The organism is Thermodesulfovibrio sp. 3462-1 (assembly GCF_040451425.1).
In the GTDB taxonomy this organism is placed as follows: domain Bacteria; phylum Nitrospirota; class Thermodesulfovibrionia; order Thermodesulfovibrionales; family Thermodesulfovibrionaceae; genus Thermodesulfovibrio; species Thermodesulfovibrio obliviosus.
Genome location: NZ_CP144374.1, coordinates 964,307 through 983,239 on the forward strand (window position 1 = coordinate 964,307; position 18,933 = coordinate 983,239).

The following is an 18,933-nucleotide window of genomic DNA, read 5'->3' on the forward strand; positions in this document are numbered from 1 at the left end:
CCTTCACCTCCCTATGCTTTCTTTACTTTTACAAAGTTTTCAAATAAAGCACCTGTATGGCTTCCATATGCCATTCTATCAAATGCTCCCTTAAGGAGTCTGCCCTCATTTAATCCCTTTCCATAGGAACGAGTTTTCCATGGAACTTCATTCTCAAAACCTCTATACATGAAAACAGTCTCTGGATGAATAAATGGAGTAACCTTTGCTTTTATCTTCCCTGAAAAATCTCCTGAAGAAACTTCTACCCAATCACCGTTCTTTATGCCCATCTGTGCTGCAATTTTATCATTTATCCATAGTTCGTTTTCTGGTATAATTTCATTAAGATATTTATTGTTAAGGGTTCGCACGTGAGTATGAACTGCCATTCTTCCAAAAACAAGTCTGAATTCACCTTCCTCAATATTGGGTTTTGCTGGAGTAATCGGCTCAAGGAAATATGGAACCTCTCTTTCAGCCATCTTGGTTGAGAGAATCTCCACCTTACCTGAAGGTGTCTTAAACTTAAGCTCATCTCTACTATACATCTTTGCATCTTTACATAGAGCAACCTGACCTGTTTTATCAAAATCTTCAATTTTGACACCTGTTCCTTCAAGCTGGTAGTTCCATATATCCTCTATTGTCTCATAGGGCATATATTCTCCAGCGCCTGAAGCTGCGAGAATTCCTTTTACAATCTCCCATCTTGCCTTTGTATCATAAATTGGTTTTACTGCCTGTTTTCTCATAATAAAGGCAGGCTTTGCTCCTCTTTGCATACCAAGTATATCACTTCTTTCAAGATATGTAGAATTTGGTAAAACAACATCAGCATACCAAGAAGTTGTAGAGTAATTAACATCAATGGTTACAAGCAGATCAAGTCCGTTTAGTATCTCTTCAATGTCTTTATGAGGTATGCCTGCAAAGGGATCATATCTTACAACAAAAAGGGCTTTTACTGGATAGGGTTCACCTTTTTTAATAGCTCTATAAAGATGTAGAATATGTCCTGCACCATCATAAAGAAATCCTTTTCCTTCCTCAGCTTCAACTCTTTTTTCCTGAGGTGCAGGAATCTTTTCAAGAAGGCTGTTAAGTCCTTTTGCACCTACTTCTTTTGGTGTTTTTGCAAGTATTAGACCACCCTTTTGCTCGATGCTACCCAAAAGAGCATTTAAAATTATTACAGACTGTGCAAAATAAAAGGCATCCATGTATCTTGCAGCAAACCAGCCAGGATAAAGAATTACCCGAGGCTTGTCAGTACTGAGCTGTCTTGCAAGAGATATAATTTCATATTCTGGAATACCTGTTTGCTTTTCAGCCCATTCAGGAGTGTAAGGCTTTATGAAGTTTTCAAGTTCAGGAAGACCTATTATGAAACGGTCAACAAAGTCTCTGTCAAATAAGCTTTCTTTAAGTATCACATGTATGAGTGCAAGATTTAAAGCATAATCTGTTCCTGGTCTTATTTGAAGATATTTTGTTGCCTTTGTAGCTGTCTTGGAGACTCTTACATCAATGTATGTAAGATTTGCTCCATTTTCAAGAGCTTTCATGATATTGTTAGCTTCTCTTACACCAAGTGCTTCAAAGGCATTTCTTCCGTAAAGAACAATATGCCTTGTATTTGCCCAGTCATAACCAACTTCCGGTCTTGCATATCCAAGTAAACTCTGATAGGCAAGATCAACATTTTTTCTGCACAAATCATCATGATTGAAGTAATTTGGTGAACCTAATCCTCTTACAATAAGTCTTTGCATCTCACCAAAAAGTCCTGCACCTCGGTCAAGAAGTGCCACAGTTTTATTCCCATACTGAGCCTGTGCTTTTTTTACTGACTCAGCAATGTAGTTGAATGCTTCATCCCAGCTGACACGTTTAAACTGTCCAGAACCTCTTGGTCCTGTTCTTATCATTGGATACTGAAGCCTTTCAAAGTCATAAAGAAGTGCAACTCCAGCAGAACCCCTGGCACAGAGGCTTCCCTCCATGCCAGGGACATAGGGATTTCCCTCTATCCATGTAACTCTTCCATCATGCACTTCAACTCTTATTGGGCATCTTGCTGAACACATTCCACAGACACTGAATACCGATGTCTTCATATCTCTACTCCTTTTTAAAATACACCAAGAAGACTTAAAGCAAGAATAAGAAGACCCGCAACAGCAACTCTTTTTACTGCAATAGGACTAATCCTTTTAGCAATTTTTGGACCTATAAATCCACCTAATATAGCTGCTGGAAACATTATGAGGAAAAAGATTAAATCGAAATTTCCAAATCCGTAATGCCTTGCAGTTCCCATCAGAGTGTTAAAGAAAATTGCAAGAAGAGAACTTCCTACGACAACATACATTGGTAGCCTCATAAACACTGTCATAAGAGGAACCATAAAAGGACCACCACCAAATCCAAACATTGATGACATTATTGCAATAAGAAAAGCGCCTGGTATACCTATGGCTAAATTTGCTTTAAATTCCTGTCCCCAGAATTCTATTTTCATAGTTATTTACCTCCTTCTGATTTTTTCTTTGCTGCTTCTTCAGCTCTCTTTTTAAATTCTTTTAAAATTGCCTGCTCTTTCTTATTTTTTTCAAGATACTTTGGAGTTGTCTGCCAGAACATCAATGCTGCAAGTATAATGAGAACCCAACCGAAAAGAAATTTATACTGCTCAAGAGTTATTAATTCTGTAAGTTTTGGCCCTATAAATCCTCCAACTGCCATTGCTAATCCAAGAGTAATTCCAAGTTTCCAGCTTATAAATTTGATTTTTGAATAATTATATATTCCTGTTGCCTGAGAGAAAAGAACTGTTGGCATAACTGAACCAGCTACTACTGTATGAGGCAGCCCCAGCATTACAAGAACTGGATTTAAAATAAAACCACCACCAGCACCCATAACAACACCAAATGTGGTAATTGCTAATGTTAGAAGGAATGGCCAGAATATATTCACAGTTCTTCCAGCATTTGGCAAGTAAACATTTGGAAAGGATACAACATTTTCAATTACAACAGGTTCACTTTTTATATCCTTATCAACTTTGGCAACCACGAAATATTTTCCAGGAGCTACATTTGATGGAAGCTCAACTGAAGCTTTAAAAGAGCCATTCTCTTCAATCTTTAGATTGGATGAAAATATAGCTCCAATGCTTCTAAATCTTGCTTTTAACAACTGCATGGACCTACGCTTGTTTTCCTTTTCATCCATTGGCTCAAGCTTTGTGCCTCTTGAACCAATTATGCTTGCCCAGAGAGTTGTCTGGTATCTATCAATTTTGATTTTTGCTGGATAACCATAAACTGTATCAGCACCAGATTTTTTTATAATTTCAGAAACGCTCCACTTCTTACCTTTGGCTTTTTCTTCCTCTAATACAGATTTATACTTTTCTGGAAGAATTAATTTGTAAAAGCCAGGCATCTCATCGGTCATGTAGAAAATATAAGGCCTCTTTCCTGTTCTTGGGTCAGGATCTGAATCAAGCCTTGCAGCTCTCACTGTTTTTTCTGACCATACTTCAATATACACATCTCGTCCTGCTGGTGCTTTACCAGTAATTGTTATCTTACCACCACCTGAAAGCTGGTTTTTGTCAACCTTAATTTCAATCTTTCCCTCTGACAGTGCTTCTGCTGATTTCTGCTCTGCAGGCTTTGTTTCCGCTGCCTTCTGAGCATACCCCACTGTGGAAAAAGATACAATGACAATCAAAATTGTGATAAAGGTTAAAAATTGTTTCATAAGTCTTCCTCCTTAATTTTTTCATCTTGCAATCAAAATTTGTATAATCAACTACTACATCAGCTGGAATGCCTCCAAAAATCACTGTTTGCCCTTTCACCCCCTTTTCTTAAAGAATTTCCTCTGCCACTAAAATTTTTCTATGAATTACCTCCTGAAAAGAGTTTAAAAAAGAGATTAACAAAAAATATGCCACAGATAACTTATTGAAAAATAAGAAACTTAAGTTGAGGCAATTGTCCAGAATGGAACAGTTTTGAAGGGCTGCTGTCCCAAATGGGACAGCAGATTAATTTTTTTAACTTAAAACCTTATTTCTTACATATGGCAAAAGACCACCAATTAAAATTAGTTCCTTTTCCTTTGCATTCAGATTTGAATAAACATCAAAGGATTTATTTTTTGTAAGATTTACAACTGTATACCTCTGGTCATTTTTTATAGCCTGAGTTTCAATTTTTAGAATATCTCCTTTTTCAATAGATTCATAGTCTTCCGGATTTGAAAATAACAGTGGCAGAATTCCAAAGTTAATTAGATTTGCCCTGTGAATTCTTGCAAAAGATTTAGCAATAACAGCTTTAATACCAAGATACATTGGTGCAATTGCAGCATGTTCACGAGAAGAGCCCTGTCCGTAGTTTTCACCTCCTACAATAATTCCTCCACCCTTAGTTTTTGCCTCCATTGCTCTTGAATAGAAGGATTCATCAATATTTTTAAAAGTAAACTTTGAAATTTCTGGTATATTTGATCGGTAAGGTAAAACCTGGGAGCCTGCTGGTAAAATATCATCAGTTGTGATGTTGTCTCCAAGTTTGAGTAAAACCTCTGCCTGGATTGTCTCTTCAAGGGGTTCTTTTACTGGAACTTCTTTTATGTTTGGACCTTTGATTATTTTAATATTTCTATCTTTTTTTGGTGTAATTAGCATATTGTCATTTACTGAGAAAACCTCAGGCTCATTGACTTCCTCTAAAGGAATTTCTGCTTCAAATGGATCAACTATCTCGCCTTTGATGGCTGTTAAGGCACAAACTACTGGAGATGCAAGATAAACAAGGGCATCCTTTGTTCCTGATCTTCCTTTAAAGTTTCTGTTATAGGAACGAACAGAGACCTGACCGCTTCCTGGTGCGCCTCCCATTCCAATGCAAGGACCACAGGCAGATTCAAGAATTCTTGCGCCAGCTCTGATCATTGTTTCAATATCACCATTATGAGCAAGCATTTCATAAACCTGTTTAGACCCAGGATTTATAAAAAGAGTCACATCCTCGTGAACTGTTCTTCCTTTGAGAATTGAAGCAACTGTCTTCATCATCTTGTAGGAAGAGTTTGTGCAGGAGCCAATGCATACCTGATGAACCTTTGTTCCTTTGATATTCCTTACAGGCACCACATTGTCAGGACTGTGAGGTTGCGCTATCATTGGTTCAATTTCCGATAAATCAAGCTCTATAATTTCAGAGTATTCAGCATCTTCATCTGCTTCAAGAGGTATCCATTGATGCCGCCTTCCCTGAGCTTTAAGAAATCTGAGAGTATTTTCATCGCTCGGGAAAATGGAGGTGGTTGCACCAAGTTCTGCACCCATGTTTGTTATTGTTGCTCTCTCAGTTACGGAAAGGTCTTTAACACCTGTTCCACCATATTCAAATATTTTCCCTACTCCTCCTTTGACAGAAAGCATTTTTAATAGAGTTAGGATAACATCCATAGCAGTAACATAGGGTCTTCTGAGCTTTCCAAAAAGATTTATACGAACAATTTTGGGCATAGTAAACTCAAAAGGCATTCCTGCCATAACAGAAGCTGCCTCAAGTCCACCAACTCCTATTGCTATCATTCCCATTCCACCACCTGTTGGTGTATGGCTATCTGTGCCAAGAGCAATTAAACCTGGAGCAGCAAATCTTTCAAGATGAACCTGATGACATATACCATTGCCAGGTCTTGAAAAATAAGCACCAAAACGAGCAGCAGCAGTTCTTAAAAATAAATGGTCATCAGCATTCATGAAATTACTCTGAAGCATGTTATGGTCTACATAGGAAACTGCAAGAGGTACTCTTACTCTGTCAAGTCCGATCGCTTCAAATTCAAGCCATGCCATTGTGCCTGTAGCATCCTGAGTGTAAACCTGATCAACTCTTAAGCTAACAAGGCTTCCTTCCTTTAAGTCGCCAGATACAAGATGGGCTTCCATTATTTTTTCCACAATATTTTTTCCCATTGAATCCTCCTTTCATATCACAAATCCTTGAAAGATTTAGTATAATATTATACTTCACAAAAATTCAAAAAGGAGGATGCTGTGCACTTTTTTACTTATCGAAACGGAGAACTCTTTGCAGAGGATGTGCCTGTTAAGGAATTAGTAAAAGAGTTTGGAACTCCTCTTTATATTTATAGTTATGGCACTTTAATAAGACACATAAGAGCCTATGAAGAAGCCTTTTGCGAAATCCCGCACATTATATGCTATGCTGTAAAAGCAAATTCAAACCTTGCAATACTAACTCTTTTCGCTGAGCTTGGAATTGGTGCAGATATTGTATCTGGAGGAGAACTTTTCAGGGCATTGAAAGCAGGAATAAAACCTTTTAGAATCGTTTTCGCAGGAGTTGGAAAAACAGAAGAAGAAATTGAGTATGCACTTAAAAATAATATTCTTATGTTCAATGTGGAATCTGAATTAGAGCTTTACAAAATAAACGAGATAGCGAAAAAACTGAAAAAACAGGCAAGAGTTGCCTTAAGAATAAATCCTGATATTGATCCAAAAACACACAAATATATTGCAACAGGATTGAAAACAAGCAAATTCGGAATTCCCATAGCTAAGGCAGTTGAATACTACAAAGTGGCAAAGTCCCTTGAAAATATAAAAATAATCGGAATACATAAACACATTGGCTCACAGATTACAGAAACAGATGCTTATGTGGAGGCTCTGAGGAAACTCCTTGAACTTTATGAAAAACTTGCTCAGGCAGATGTGGATATAGAATATATTGACATTGGCGGTGGTCTCGGAATTACCTATAAAGATGAAGAACCTCCTCATCCAAAAGAGCTTGCAAATGCCTTAATTCCTTTAATTAAAAATCAAAAAGGCAAATTAATAGTTGAACCAGGCAGATCAATTGTTGGAAATGCCGGAATTCTTGTTACAAAAGTTTTATATACAAAACAAACAGATGTGAAAAACTTCATAATAGTTGATGCAGGCATGAATGATCTTATGAGGCCTACTTTATATGGCTCTTATCATGAAATTTTGCCAGTAACCCAGGGAAAAAGACAAAAAATTGTGGCAGATGTTGTTGGTCCAATATGTGAATCAGGCGATTTCCTTGCAAAGGATAGAGAAATTGAGAAAGTCTCTCCAGGACAATATCTTGCTGTAATGAGTGCTGGTGCTTATGGATTCAGCATGTCATCAAACTACAACAGCAGACCCAGAGCTGCTGAGGTCCTTGTAAAGGGTGAACAGTATGCATTGATAAGAAAGCGTGAAACCTATAAAGATTTAATAAAAAATGAAATCATACCGGAGGATTTGCTCTAATGGGAAAAATTAATTTCGTAAAAATGCATGGACTTGGCAATGACTTTATATTGATTGATTGCCTAAATCAGGAGTTAACTGAGCCTTCCCAGTTTGCCATTAAGTATTGTAATCGTCGTTTTGGAATCGGTGCTGACCAGCTTTTGCTTTTGTATCCTTCTAAGATTGCGGATTTTAAAATGAGAATTTTTAATGCTGATGGCTCAGAGGTTGAGATGTGCGGAAATGGAATAAGATGTTTTGCAAAGTATATATGGGATAGAAAATTAACAGATAAAGAAATTTTAGAGGTGGAAACGCTTGCTGGAATTATTAAACCCAGAAAGATTGGCGAGCTTGTTCAGGTTGATATGGGAGAACCTGAATTCAGTCCTTCAAAAATTCCAGTTGATATAGAAGGTGAAAAGGCTTTTGATTTAATCCTTGAAATCAGTGGATGGCACGCAAGGATAAACTGCATAAGCATGGGGAATCCTCATGCAGTTATATTTCTTGATGAAGAACCAAAATACTTTGCTGTTACAAAATATGGTCCACTGATTGAAAATCATCCAATCTTTCCAAAGAAAACAAATGTAGAATTTGCTTATGTAAAAAATTCGCATGAAATAACAATGCGCGTTTGGGAAAGAGGTGCAGGAGAAACCCTTGCCTGTGGAACAGGAGCCTGTGCTACTGCAGTTGCTGCAATGGTAAAAGGACTTACAGAGAAAAAAGTTACAGTTCATCTGCTTGGTGGAGATTTACTGATTGAATGGGCAGAGGATGGACACATTTATATGACAGGTCCTGCTGAGGAAGTTTTTGAAGGAACTGTCAAAGTTCCACAAATTGGCTGATAATCGCAGAGTCTGCATTTACTCTTGAAATCAAAAGCTGGTAAAAAGGGAATATTTTTATCCTTTATCTCATTAATCAGTTTTTCTATCACAGTTGATACAATTTTTAGGCATTCTTTTCTGTCATTTTGATTTAAAGGATCAAATCTCATTGTATCATCAATGAGCAAAGCTTTTCCCAGCAGAAAGTAACAACCTTTCAAATCAAAAACATTGAGTTTGTGTTTTTTTGCATACAGCAGAATATAAAGAGGAATTTGAAGACTGCCAATGTATTTGTGCCAGCTTTCTCTATCAGCTATATCAAGTTTATCAAATTTTATTTTGTAATGCTGCTCAGTTCCTGATATCTTGTAATCCACAATACTGATAGACTCATCTATGCTTTCAACTAAGTCTATTCTATAATTAAAATTTACATTAAAAATACACTCTTCTACGAGTTCTTCCACTTCAAGAATTTTTAACCGATGATTTTTACTCAATTTTTTGTAATACTCTATTAATTGAAAAAGCCTTTGAAGTATCTGAAGTTTTATTAAATAAGCTCTACCTGTTATTTTACTGCCATACTTTTTTAAAAATATATCCCTGACAATAAATTCTATATCATTTCCAAAATCATCAGGATTGAGTTTTTTATTTTTTCTTAACTTGAAATATTCTTTCAATGATTCATGAACAATTGTGCCAATATCAGAGTGTTCAAGTTCAGCGGAAAGCTCTTTTTTCTTTTTTAATTTCAACACATAGGAATAATAAAATTTCAATCCACAGTCAAGATAATCATCAATTGCAGAAGGTGAAAAACATAGATTATTTATAACTTCCATTGTTTCCTCTGATTTATAAATTTCAGCAGGTTTTCTTGTTGTTAGATTTACTGCCCAAGAAAGCGACTTTACAGATATATCAATTCTCCGAGATATGCTTTTTTCTGCCTCCCATATAATTTTTTCAATAAATCTGGATCTCTCATTTCTATCATTTTTTATGTAGCAAAGATGAACCTCTTCAGCACCATCTATTAAAAGTGAAAAATAGTAATAAATAAGTTTTTCTCTATCATGATAAGTAGGCAAACCAAGAATCTTTTTTACTTTATAAGGCATCAAATAATCTTCTGAAAGCGGAGGGAAAATCCCCTCATTTAAATCAAGAAATATAATTTTTTTAAATTTAATGTTTCTAGTCTCAAGAAACCCCAGTATCTGTAAGCCTTTAAGAGGTGTACCGGGAAGGGGAACATTTCCAAACATAATAAGATTTTTAAAAAAGTTGAAATATGACGCTAAATGCTCAAATTGAAAATTCTTTATCAAAGAGTTGAGAATTTTATCAAATTGAGCGATAAAAGCCTCAACATAGGGATAAAATAAAGGATGAAATCTTGCTGTAGTTTTCTCATAAACAAAAATAAGCACATCTCTACAGTTCTTTATAAATTCTTCAATATTTTTAACGGATGTAAACTTTTTTATTGTGTTGTTATGAATCATTTCAATGTGATGTCTTATATCATCTACTGTAAGATTGAAATCCTTTAAGTTTGAAGCTACTGCTACTGGTATTTCTTTCTCAATCCATTCAAGCTCAACAAAGGTAATTTCTTTAGATATTAACAAATTCTCCATTTCATGAAAAATAATTCTGCTCAATTCAGCACTGTTTTTAATAAGAACATTTTTTGTATATGGATGAAGTATAAATTTCAGATACAAAGGAGTATAAAACTGATTATTATTTTCAATGGAATTTACAACTTCAAAGAGATTAATAAAAAATCCATAAATTGGGGTTCTGTTCAGTGGATAGCCCATTGATATGTTATAATTTTCCTCCTTCAAAAAGGGGATACCCTGTCTTAAAAGAGGAAAAAGTGTGTCAGATTTTGGTAGAACTATAACTGTTTTTTCATCAATCGCTGATTTTTCCATAATTCTACCCACTACCTTTACCTCTGCATGCGTATCAGGGCAACTGTAAAGATTTATTTTACTGAAAAGTTTTTCATTAAATTCAGGTTCTTTCTGAAAAATAAAATAAAAGTTTTTGCTCTTAGATAGCTTTTCAAGAATTCTTTTTTCAGAGGCTGTAAAAGCAAAAAAACCAGCATAAATCAAATTTTTAAATTCCAGATCTTGCAAATTCACAGAATCAGCCACTTTTCTATATCTTAATGCTCTGGTTGACAGATGCTTTCGGATCAATTCTTCATAAAAATTCTCATAAACCACTGAAAGAAATCTTAATTTTTCCTGGGATTTTATCGGAATATCAATTAGAGTCTCCACTTCTTTAAGCTTATTTATATGAATTTCTTCAATGTAAAGTTCTTCAAAAAGGTTAAAAAGTTTGAAACCAAAGGAGATAAAGTTATCAAACTTTTTAAAAAAAGGACTCAATAAATTGTGTTTTAAACATATTTCATAGATGATGCCAACAGCTTCAATTGTTTCAATTGGAGAAGCATTACTCGTTTTTCTAAATAACAATTCTACAAACTCATCTGCTGAAAAAACCTTAGGTGGAATAAAGGACTGTCTTATTTTTTGAGCAAGAACTTTTTTTAAATAATGTGATGGTCTTTTCCCTGGAAAAACAATAAAATTTGCAGAATAATCATATCCATCACTATAAATAATATCTACGATTTTTTGAATTATGTCTTCAGCGCTATCAATTGCAATAATCTGTTCCTCTTTTAGAAAATTCAATTTATCTATCAATTTTTTTCACCTCTCGTAAATCAAGATAGTAAAGGTATCCATTAACTCTTTTATCTTTAAAAACCTCTGATAATAATGTCATATAAAGCTTAATCTGTGAGAAATGCTCATCCTGTGGATAGCCTGTTTTGTAGTCAATTACAGTAACTGAGTCTTTATCAACAACAACTCTATCAATTCTGTGGACAATGCCTTCTTTATCTATAATTTCAAATTCATTAAGAATTTTTTCATACCCTCGTTTAAAAAATCTTCCCATATCAGGATGATTGATCATATCAATTATCAATGGTTTTATTTGAGAGGCTAAAAAATTTGTATGGCAGTATTTATTTAACATTTCTATCTGAGACTCTATCTTTTCCAGAACTCCTTCTTCAAAGTATTCAATCTGTTCAAGAATAAAGTGCATAAAATCTCCTCTCTTCTTTTCTGCAAAATGCATTATTTCATCGGGAACCGAGAAATCAAAGGATACAGGATAATGATAGGCATTGATTACTGAAGATTCTGTTAATGGTAATAATTTATTTTTAGCTGATTTATGCCCTATCTTGCTGTTATAGTATTCTGATAGAATATCAAAAGGTAGTTTGTCTTGTTTGTCAGTTCTGCATAAAATATATAATTCATCCTCTGCTCTGGTAAAAGCAACATAAAGGGTATTTAGTAAATCTGCAATTTCTGATTTTTCTTCTTCTTTTTTTATTTGCTTTAACCATTCATTTTTTTCAGCCATCTGGTTCGTAATCTTTAAAATATGAACTCCCTGTTCAACTTCATGAAAAATATATTTATTTTTTGGTTTTCCATCGTTTTCTAAATAAACAAAAACTATCGGAAATCCTAATCCTTTTGCTTTATGAATAGTCATAACCTGTATGGCATCTATATCAGCTGGAGTTGCTATATTCCATATGTTATCATCCGCGGGACTATCAAAAAATTCTATTATTTCTTTAATATTGTTATATCCTTTTTCTTCAAAGTTCTTAACCAGATCAAGTAATTTAAGAAATGTTGCTTCTTCATCAGGCAAAGTTTCAAATACCCTGAAATTATTTAATGCTACTGAGAGCAAATCATAAACAGGTAAATATCCTGAAAGTTTAAAAAGTTGCTTAAAATATTTTTCCCATAGTTGTGGAAATTCTTTCTCAAAATGTTTATAAAGCGCTGCTTCATCCCTGTATTTAAGAAGAAATTCATCGGGCTGGAAGTTTATTGCTTCTATTTTTACTATATTTCTGAATATATCGCCAAGTAAGAAACTGCAAAAGGAAAAATCATCTAAGGGAGAATCAAGGAATTGTAAAAGACTTAAAATCTCTGATGTAACTTTTCTTTTTCTCACATCAAGGCTGCTGTAAGATATAAAAGGCAACTGCAAATCATTTAACCATTGAGTGATAGTTACAACCTGCTCATTTTTGAATGCAAGTATTGCTATATCTTTCAAAAGATAACCTCTTTGAGTAATATTATTTACACACTCTAAAAGATATTTTTTTATTTCAAAATCCTCTTCTTCATTCTCACTGAAAGCTTTTACTTCCACATAACCTTCTTGCGAATTTTCTGCTGCAGTTTGATAGCACTCATGAAATCCTGTAAACTTAGCAGGTTCAGCATAAACTTTATGAGTTAAAACTTTTTCCGTGAAAATTTTGACTACAAAATCAACAATTGTCCTCTTGCTTCTGTAATTTTTATCAAGAGTTTTAATTATTTTGTATGCTGAAGGAAATATATCTTTTTCTTCCAGCTCTTTCATTATCTTGTAATCAGCTCCACGAAAAGTATAAATTGCCTGTTTTGTATCTCCAACAACAAAAAGACTCCCCTTTTCAGCAAGTGTGTTTTCAATTAAAAACTTTAAATTATTCCACTGAAGTGGAGATGTATCCTGATATTCATCAATAAAAAAATGATGTATTTTTTCGCCTAACCTGAAGTATATGTCTGGAACAATTGAGTTATTCAGATACTCTGAAAGAATTTTATTAATATCTTCAATGAAAATTTTACATTCCTTTTGTTTTATCTGATTTAATAAAGTTTTGAAACTCTGATAAACTTCAAGATAGGGTAGGTAAAAAGTTAATGCATAATAAAAAGCATATTTTTTTAGTTCTTCGAGAAATTCATTCCATAAATTCAAAAATTTTTCGTATTTTTCCAGTAAACTCTGCTTTTTAGGTTTATTTATCGGTGGCCTTTTTAGTCCTCTTGTTAAAAGTTCTCTAAAATTTTTGGTTTCAATGATCTTATTGAAATCTTCAAGAATCCTCGTTGAACGATTTATTTCAAACCCTGATGAACTGATTTCTTTTTGAAGAACCTGCATCGTCTTTTCAATCTTTGCCTCAATTTCTTCCTTTAGTTTTTTGTATTTATCAATAACTATAAATTCTTTATGAGTGTTATGAATTTTAATATGTAATCCCTTAATTTCATCAAAAATTCTTTCTGATGGATTCCAGAGATATGTGTTACTGTTTGAACTTATAATCTCTATAATGTTTTTAAAAAACTCAGTTTTTACAAAATTCTCTTGCACATCTTTTAAAAACAGATCATAACTTAACTGAAGAAGAGATTCGTTGTTCATGAGAATCTCAAAATCAGGATTGTAATCAAAATCAAGAGCAGAAGCCTTAAAAATTGAAGCCATAAAACTATCAATTGTCTTTACCTGAAAATCTGAATAATTATTGAGTATCTCATCAAGTATTTGGCAGGCTTTAACTGAAAGCTCATCATGGGACAAATTAAGAATTTTTGAAAATCTATTTAAAGCACTTTCTTCTTTATAGTATAAACTCTTAAGCCAGTCTATTATTCTTGATTTCATCTCAAAGGCAGCATTATTAGAAAAGGTTATAGCAAGAATATTTCGTAATGAATTATTAGGAATGTTATCGGAAAGTAAAAAATATACAAACCTTTCAGTAAGGGCTGTCGTTTTTCCAGAGCCAGCAGAAGCTTTCAGAATAACATAATGGGGTAACTGAGTTACCATTCAAAACTCTGAACTATAATAATCCCTTTTTCCTTTGCCTTTTTCTGAAATCCTTTAGTAGCATAATGAGTTATTAATACTCTTACAACATCAATTTTTCCATACTCATCCTGCACTGCTTTAACTTTTTCTTCAAGTTCGTTAAAAACCTTTTCGATACTTTGTTCTTTTCTTTCATCAAGCCTTAATTTTGATTCACCAACTATAAAAACTTCTTTACCATTTTTTCTTGCCTTGCCAAATATGTTTATTTCTTTACCTCCAATTTCTGCCCTTATGAGTTTCTCTTTAATTTCAATTCCATAATTTTCCTTTAAAAATTTTGGTAACATTCTATAAGATTCATTTTCAAAGGCATAACTCATTGTAAGACTAAGTCCACCAACTTCTTTCCTTAATTGTGTTAAGCCTTTTGCCAAGATTGCAACTTCCTCTTCTGTTCTTTTCTGTGCCTCTGCAAGCTCTTCTACTCTTTGCTCTGTCCTCTTCTGTGCTTCTGCAAGCTCCTCTAATCTTTGCTCTGTCCTTTTCTGCGCCTCTGCAAGCTCTTCTACTCTTTGCTCTGTCCTCTTCTGCGCCTCTGCAAGCTCTTCTACTCTTTGCTCTGTCCTCTTCTGCGCCTCTGCAAGCTCTTCTACTCTTTGCTCTGTCCTCTTCTGCGCCTCTGCAAGCTCCTTTTGAGTGTGTGCAAGCTCTCTTACTATCTCTTTGAGTTCATTAAAATCACTTACTTTTACTGTTTCATTTACAATATCAACCACTTCAAAAAGAACAGAAGCTTGCTTGACTGGAAAGACCTTTTTTATTTTATCCTTTATGTTAGAGATAGTAGCCATAGTTTATTATACGTTTTATACTGTAGCTCTTATCAACTCTCCTCCTTTTTCTTTTAGTTTTGCATGAGCAGCAGCAAGCTTTGCTATTGGAACCCTATATGGAGAGCAGCTCACATAATCAAGTCCAATTTTATGGCAAAACTCTATTGATTTTGGATCTCCACCGTGCTCACCACATATTCCAAGTTTAAGATTTTTATTTACTTTTCTTCCTTTTTTAACTGCTATTTCCATGATCTGCCCTACCCCTTCAGTATCAATTGATATAAATGGATCCTCTTCAATTATTTTGTGGTCAATGTAAAATGGTAAAAACTTTCCTGCATCATCTCTTGAGAGTCCATACACAGATTGAGTTAAATCATTTGTTCCAAATGAGAAAAATTCTGCTTCCTGAGCAATCTGATCTGCTGTTATTGCAGCACGTGCAAGCTCTATCATTGTGCCAACTTTGTAATCAATTTTCACTTTATACTGTTTCGTGATATCTTCAGCTGTTTTAACAGTTAAATCTTTCATTATTTTTAATTCATTTACATGGGCAACAAGAGGAATCATTATCTCTGGAATAACCTTAATCTTTTTCTTTGCCAGTTCACAGGCTGCTTCCATAATGGCTCTTACCTGCATCTCATAAACCTCTGGATAGGTTATTCCAAGACGACAGCCTCTATGACCGAGCATTGGATTAAACTCTTCAAGAGCTTTAATTTTACTCTTAATTTTCTTGACCGAGACTTCCATTTCTTTTGAGAGAATCTCTATTTCTTCATCTGTTTTTGGTAAAAATTCATGAAGTGGAGGATCAAGCAGCCTTATGGTAACTGGCAATCCTTTCATTTCTTTAAATATACCAATAAAATCTTCTTTCTGATATGGTTTAATTTTTTCAAGAGCTTTTCGTCTTTGTTCAACTGAATCTGAAAGAATCATCTCTCTGAATGCCTTAATTCTTTCTTGATCAAAGAACATATGCTCAGTTCTGCAAAGACCAATTCCTGCTGCACCAAAATCTCTTGCAACACGAGCATCCTTTGGAGTATCAGCATTTGCTCTTACCTGAAGTTTGCTGAATTCTTCAGCCCACTGCATTATTGTATAAAACTCCTCTGGAAGTGCAGGCATAACAAGAGGAGCCTCACCGAGAATAACTTCTCCTGTAGTTCCATTTAATGTAATAGAGTCTCCTTGTCTTACTGTAATGTCACCAACAGTAAAATATTTATCCTCTTCATGAATATTTATTGCGCCACATCCCACAACACAGCATTTACCCATTCCTCTTCCAACAACTGCAGCATGAGAAGTCATTCCTCCTCGAGCTGTAAGAATTCCTTGAGCAACTGCCATTCCACCAATGTCCTCAGGAGATGTTTCATTTCTTACAAGAATAACTTTTTGTCCTTTTGCTGCCCATTCTTCAGCATCCTGAGCAGAAAATACAACTTTACCAACAGCTGCACCTGGACTTGCGGGAAGCCCTTTTGCAATTACTTTAACTTTTGCCTTAGGATCAATAGTGGGATGAAGAAGTTGATTGAGCTGTTCTGGTTCTATTCTTAAAAGAGCAGTTTTTTTATCAATCAATTTTTCCTTTACCATGTCAACAGCAATCTTTATTGCAGCTCTGGCTGTTCTTTTGCCTACTCTTGTTTGAAGCATATAAAGTTTGCCTTCTTGAATTGTAAATTCTATATCAAGCATGTCTTTGTAATGTCTTTCAAGTTTATTACATATTTTTTCAAGTTGAGAATATATCTTGGGCATCCTTTTCTTCAATTCTTCAATCTTTAAAGGTGTTCTGATTCCTGCTACAACATCCTCGCCCTGCGCATTTGGTAAAAACTCTGCAAAAAATCTTTTCTCTCCAGTTGATGGATCTCTTGTAAATCCCACACCTGTTCCAGAGTTTTCACCCATATTTCCAAATACCATCGCAACAATGTTACATGCAGTACCAAGATCATCGGGTATTCCATGAAGCCTTCTGTATGTTACTGCTCGGTCTCCATACCAGGAGTCAAACACTGCTTTGATTGCCATTTTAAGCTGTTCATAGGGATCTTGAGGAAAATCATGTCCTGTTTCTTTTTTATAAAGCTCTTTATATTTTTTAACGAGGAGTTTAAAGTCTTTTGCATCAAGTTCTGTATCTAAGTTTACTCCTTTTTTCTTCTTTACTTCATCCAATAAATCTTCAAATTTTTTTCTATCTATATCAGTAACAATGCTTCCAAACATTGTAATAAATCTTCTGTATGTATCATAGGCAAATCTCTCATTTTTTGTTTTATCTATTAATCCTTGTAAGGTGTCATCATTTAATCCAAGATTTAAAACAGTGTCCATCATTCCAGGCATAGAAAACTTTGCACCTGACCTTACTGAAACAAGCAAAGGATTTTTTGAGTCTCCAAACTTACAACCCATTGATCTTTCAACTTTTTTAAGATTGTTTAAAACTTCATCCCACATTCCTTTCGGAAAATTTTTGCCCAGTTTAAAATACTCTCTACAAGCCTCCGTAGTAATAGTAAATCCTGAAGGAACAGGAATTCCAAGATTGGTCATTTCAGCAAGTCCTGCACCTTTTCCTCCAAGAAGATCTTTCATCTGTCCTGTGCCTTCTGCTTTTCCATCACCAAAGTAGTAAACATACTTTTTCTTAAGTGGTGCTTTTTTAGTGTTTGATGCTACCTTAACAGCTTTCTTTTGATTTTTAGATTTAGATGCCATATTACAGGCTCCTCCTGACGATAAAATTATTTAATTGCTGTTTATATTAATATGAGACAGTAGTTTTTTTCAAGAAATTGACTTGACTTTTCAACTTAACTGCCTTCAAACTAAGCTTCATGGAGAAGATTTATGTTAAACCATCTAAAAGATATGGACGACTTTGGATTTACAAAAATGAAATAGTCTCTGATGTATCTGAGCTTTCTCCTGGAACTTTAGTGAGAGTGTATGAATTAAAAACAAATAAAATTATTGGAACAGGATATATAAATCCAGAATCTACAATTTCTGTAAGACTTCTCAGTTTTAAAGAAGAAACAATTGATAATGAATTTTTCAAACTTAGAATTCTACAAAGCAAACGATATAGGGAAGAATTTTTGGGATTTGGAGAAACCTACAGAGTGATTTTCAGTGAATCAGATTTTCTTCCGGGATTGATTGTTGATAAATATAACAAATGCCTGGTAATTCAGATATTGACTGCAGGAATGGAAAAGTTTAAAGAAATTATAATTAAAATACTCGATGAAGTTTTTTGTCCAGAAATAATAATTCTAAAAAATGATTCCCCATCAAGATTGAAGGAAGGACTCCCGATTGAAAAACAAATAATTAAAGGAGAATTAAAAAAACTTCCCATGATCACCGAGGATAATGTTAATTTTTTATTTGATCCTCTTCATGGACAGAAAACAGGTTTTTTCCTTGACCAGAGAGAAAACAGAATTTTTCTAAAAAAACTGATTACATCCGGCACAGGACTTGACCTTTTCTGTTATGTTGGCGCATGGAGTATACATATTGCTCAGAATGGAGCAATGGTTATAGGAGTTGACAACTCTCAAAATGCAATAGATTTAGCTAAAGAAAACGCAAAGATAAATAATGTTACTGAAAAATGCAAATTTGTTAAAGCTGATGTATTTGACTACCTAAAATGGGAGATAAAGAAAAATAAAAAATACGATTTTATAGTGGTTGATCCTCCAGCCTTTGTAAAATCAAGGGCTGAGAAAACAGATGCTATTGAAGGCTATATAAATCTAAACACATTAGCATTAAAACTATTAAAAAAAGATGGTGTAATCGCTACATCTTCATGTTCTCATCACATTTCTGAATACGAATTCTATGAAATCATTAAAGAAGCTTTTTTAAAAAATAAAAAATCAGGAAAAATAATTTACAAGGGGACACAAAGCAAAGACCATCCAATTCTGCTTAGTATGCCAGAAACAGCATATTTAAAGTGCTTCATCATTAAAGTACCTTATTGCCTCACATAAAAATCTATTCAAAAGGAGTTTTTACCTTTTTCTTGACACCGTGTTGTCCTTGCATCCCTTGTGGGTGCGAAAAGGAATCGGCAACGAATGGTATTTCAAGTAGATTTTAAATGAGGCAATTCGAGCTATTGTCATAAATAAAAAATTTTGAT

Annotated in this window: 11 protein-coding genes; 3 read left to right on the forward strand and 8 right to left on the reverse strand. The window is 34.3% G+C overall.

Features of this window, described 5'->3' with window-relative positions:
- Window positions 1–11 precede the first annotated feature (11 nt).
- From V4D31_RS04920 to V4D31_RS04935, 4 genes are all read right to left on the reverse strand, one after another.
- Window positions 12–2,099 (reverse strand): molybdopterin-dependent oxidoreductase, encoded by a 2,088-nt coding sequence (locus V4D31_RS04920; protein ID WP_353685352.1) that lies wholly within the window; start codon window positions 2,097–2,099, stop codon window positions 12–14.
- 14 nt (window positions 2,100–2,113) lie between these two features.
- A complete protein-coding gene (locus V4D31_RS04925; protein ID WP_353685353.1) occupies window positions 2,114–2,503 on the reverse strand; it encodes a sulfite exporter TauE/SafE family protein in 390 nt (129 codons plus the stop codon).
- A gap of 2 nt (window positions 2,504–2,505) precedes the next feature.
- Window positions 2,506–3,753, reverse strand: coding sequence for a sulfite exporter TauE/SafE family protein (locus V4D31_RS04930; RefSeq protein WP_353685354.1), 1,248 nt, complete (start codon window positions 3,751–3,753; stop codon window positions 2,506–2,508).
- Window positions 3,754–4,051: 298 nt separating this feature from the next.
- Window positions 4,052–5,989 (reverse strand): aconitate hydratase, encoded by a 1,938-nt coding sequence (locus V4D31_RS04935; RefSeq protein WP_353685355.1) that lies wholly within the window; start codon window positions 5,987–5,989, stop codon window positions 4,052–4,054.
- A gap of 81 nt (window positions 5,990–6,070) precedes the next feature.
- Between V4D31_RS04935 and lysA the strand changes: the two genes are divergently transcribed.
- Together lysA and dapF are read left to right on the forward strand one after the other, a co-directional pair.
- Entirely contained in the window at window positions 6,071–7,327 is a 1,257-nt protein-coding gene (gene lysA, locus V4D31_RS04940; protein ID WP_353685356.1) for a diaminopimelate decarboxylase, read from the forward strand.
- Between the two features lie 8 nt (window positions 7,328–7,335).
- The gene (gene dapF, locus V4D31_RS04945) at window positions 7,336–8,166 is read left to right on the forward strand and encodes a diaminopimelate epimerase (protein ID WP_353687088.1); all 831 of its coding nucleotides are present in this window, start codon (window positions 7,336–7,338) and stop codon (window positions 8,164–8,166) included.
- Here dapF and V4D31_RS04950 read toward each other — a convergent pair.
- The 4 genes from V4D31_RS04950 to ppdK are packed head-to-tail and all read right to left on the reverse strand — an operon-like array spanning window position 8,103 to window position 17,489.
- Window positions 8,103–10,895 (reverse strand): PD-(D/E)XK nuclease family protein, encoded by a 2,793-nt coding sequence (locus V4D31_RS04950; RefSeq protein ID WP_353685357.1) that lies wholly within the window; start codon window positions 10,893–10,895, stop codon window positions 8,103–8,105. The genes dapF and V4D31_RS04950 overlap by 64 nt on opposite strands.
- Window positions 10,885–13,917, reverse strand: coding sequence for a UvrD-helicase domain-containing protein (locus V4D31_RS04955; RefSeq protein WP_353685358.1), 3,033 nt, complete (start codon window positions 13,915–13,917; stop codon window positions 10,885–10,887). Before V4D31_RS04955 ends, V4D31_RS04950 begins: the two co-directional genes overlap by 11 nt.
- A complete protein-coding gene (locus tag V4D31_RS04960; protein WP_353685359.1) occupies window positions 13,911–14,753 on the reverse strand; it encodes a hypothetical protein in 843 nt (280 codons plus the stop codon). The genes V4D31_RS04955 and V4D31_RS04960 overlap by 7 nt, the downstream gene beginning before the upstream one ends.
- Before the next feature lie 15 nt (window positions 14,754–14,768).
- Window positions 14,769–17,489, reverse strand: coding sequence for a pyruvate, phosphate dikinase (gene ppdK / locus V4D31_RS04965; RefSeq protein WP_353685360.1), 2,721 nt, complete (start codon window positions 17,487–17,489; stop codon window positions 14,769–14,771).
- 119 nt (window positions 17,490–17,608) lie between these two features.
- On the opposite strand from ppdK, the gene V4D31_RS04970 reads away from it, so the two are divergent.
- On the forward strand, window positions 17,609–18,781 hold the full coding sequence (locus V4D31_RS04970; RefSeq protein WP_353685361.1) for a class I SAM-dependent rRNA methyltransferase: 1,173 nt from the start codon (window positions 17,609–17,611) through the stop codon (window positions 18,779–18,781).
- Window positions 18,782–18,933 lie beyond the last annotated feature (152 nt).

Excerpts from the sequence above, each read along its gene's own strand:
- V4D31_RS04920 (WP_353685352.1), bottom strand. The coding sequence starts at position 2,099 with ATGAAGACATCGGTATTCAGTGTCTGTGGAATGTGTTCAGCAAGATGC.
- V4D31_RS04925 (WP_353685353.1), bottom strand. The coding sequence starts at position 2,503 with ATGAAAATAGAATTCTGGGGACAGGAATTTAAAGCAAATTTAGCCATA.
- V4D31_RS04930 (WP_353685354.1), bottom strand. The coding sequence starts at position 3,753 with ATGAAACAATTTTTAACCTTTATCACAATTTTGATTGTCATTGTATCT.
- V4D31_RS04935 (WP_353685355.1), bottom strand. The coding sequence starts at position 5,989 with ATGGGAAAAAATATTGTGGAAAAAATAATGGAAGCCCATCTTGTATCT.
- V4D31_RS04955 (WP_353685358.1), bottom strand. The coding sequence starts at position 13,917 with ATGGTAACTCAGTTACCCCATTATGTTATTCTGAAAGCTTCTGCTGGC.
- V4D31_RS04960 (WP_353685359.1), bottom strand. The coding sequence starts at position 14,753 with ATGGCTACTATCTCTAACATAAAGGATAAAATAAAAAAGGTCTTTCCA.
- ppdK (WP_353685360.1), bottom strand. The coding sequence starts at position 17,489 with ATGGCATCTAAATCTAAAAATCAAAAGAAAGCTGTTAAGGTAGCATCA.
- V4D31_RS04970 (WP_353685361.1), top strand. The coding sequence starts at position 17,609 with ATGGAGAAGATTTATGTTAAACCATCTAAAAGATATGGACGACTTTGG.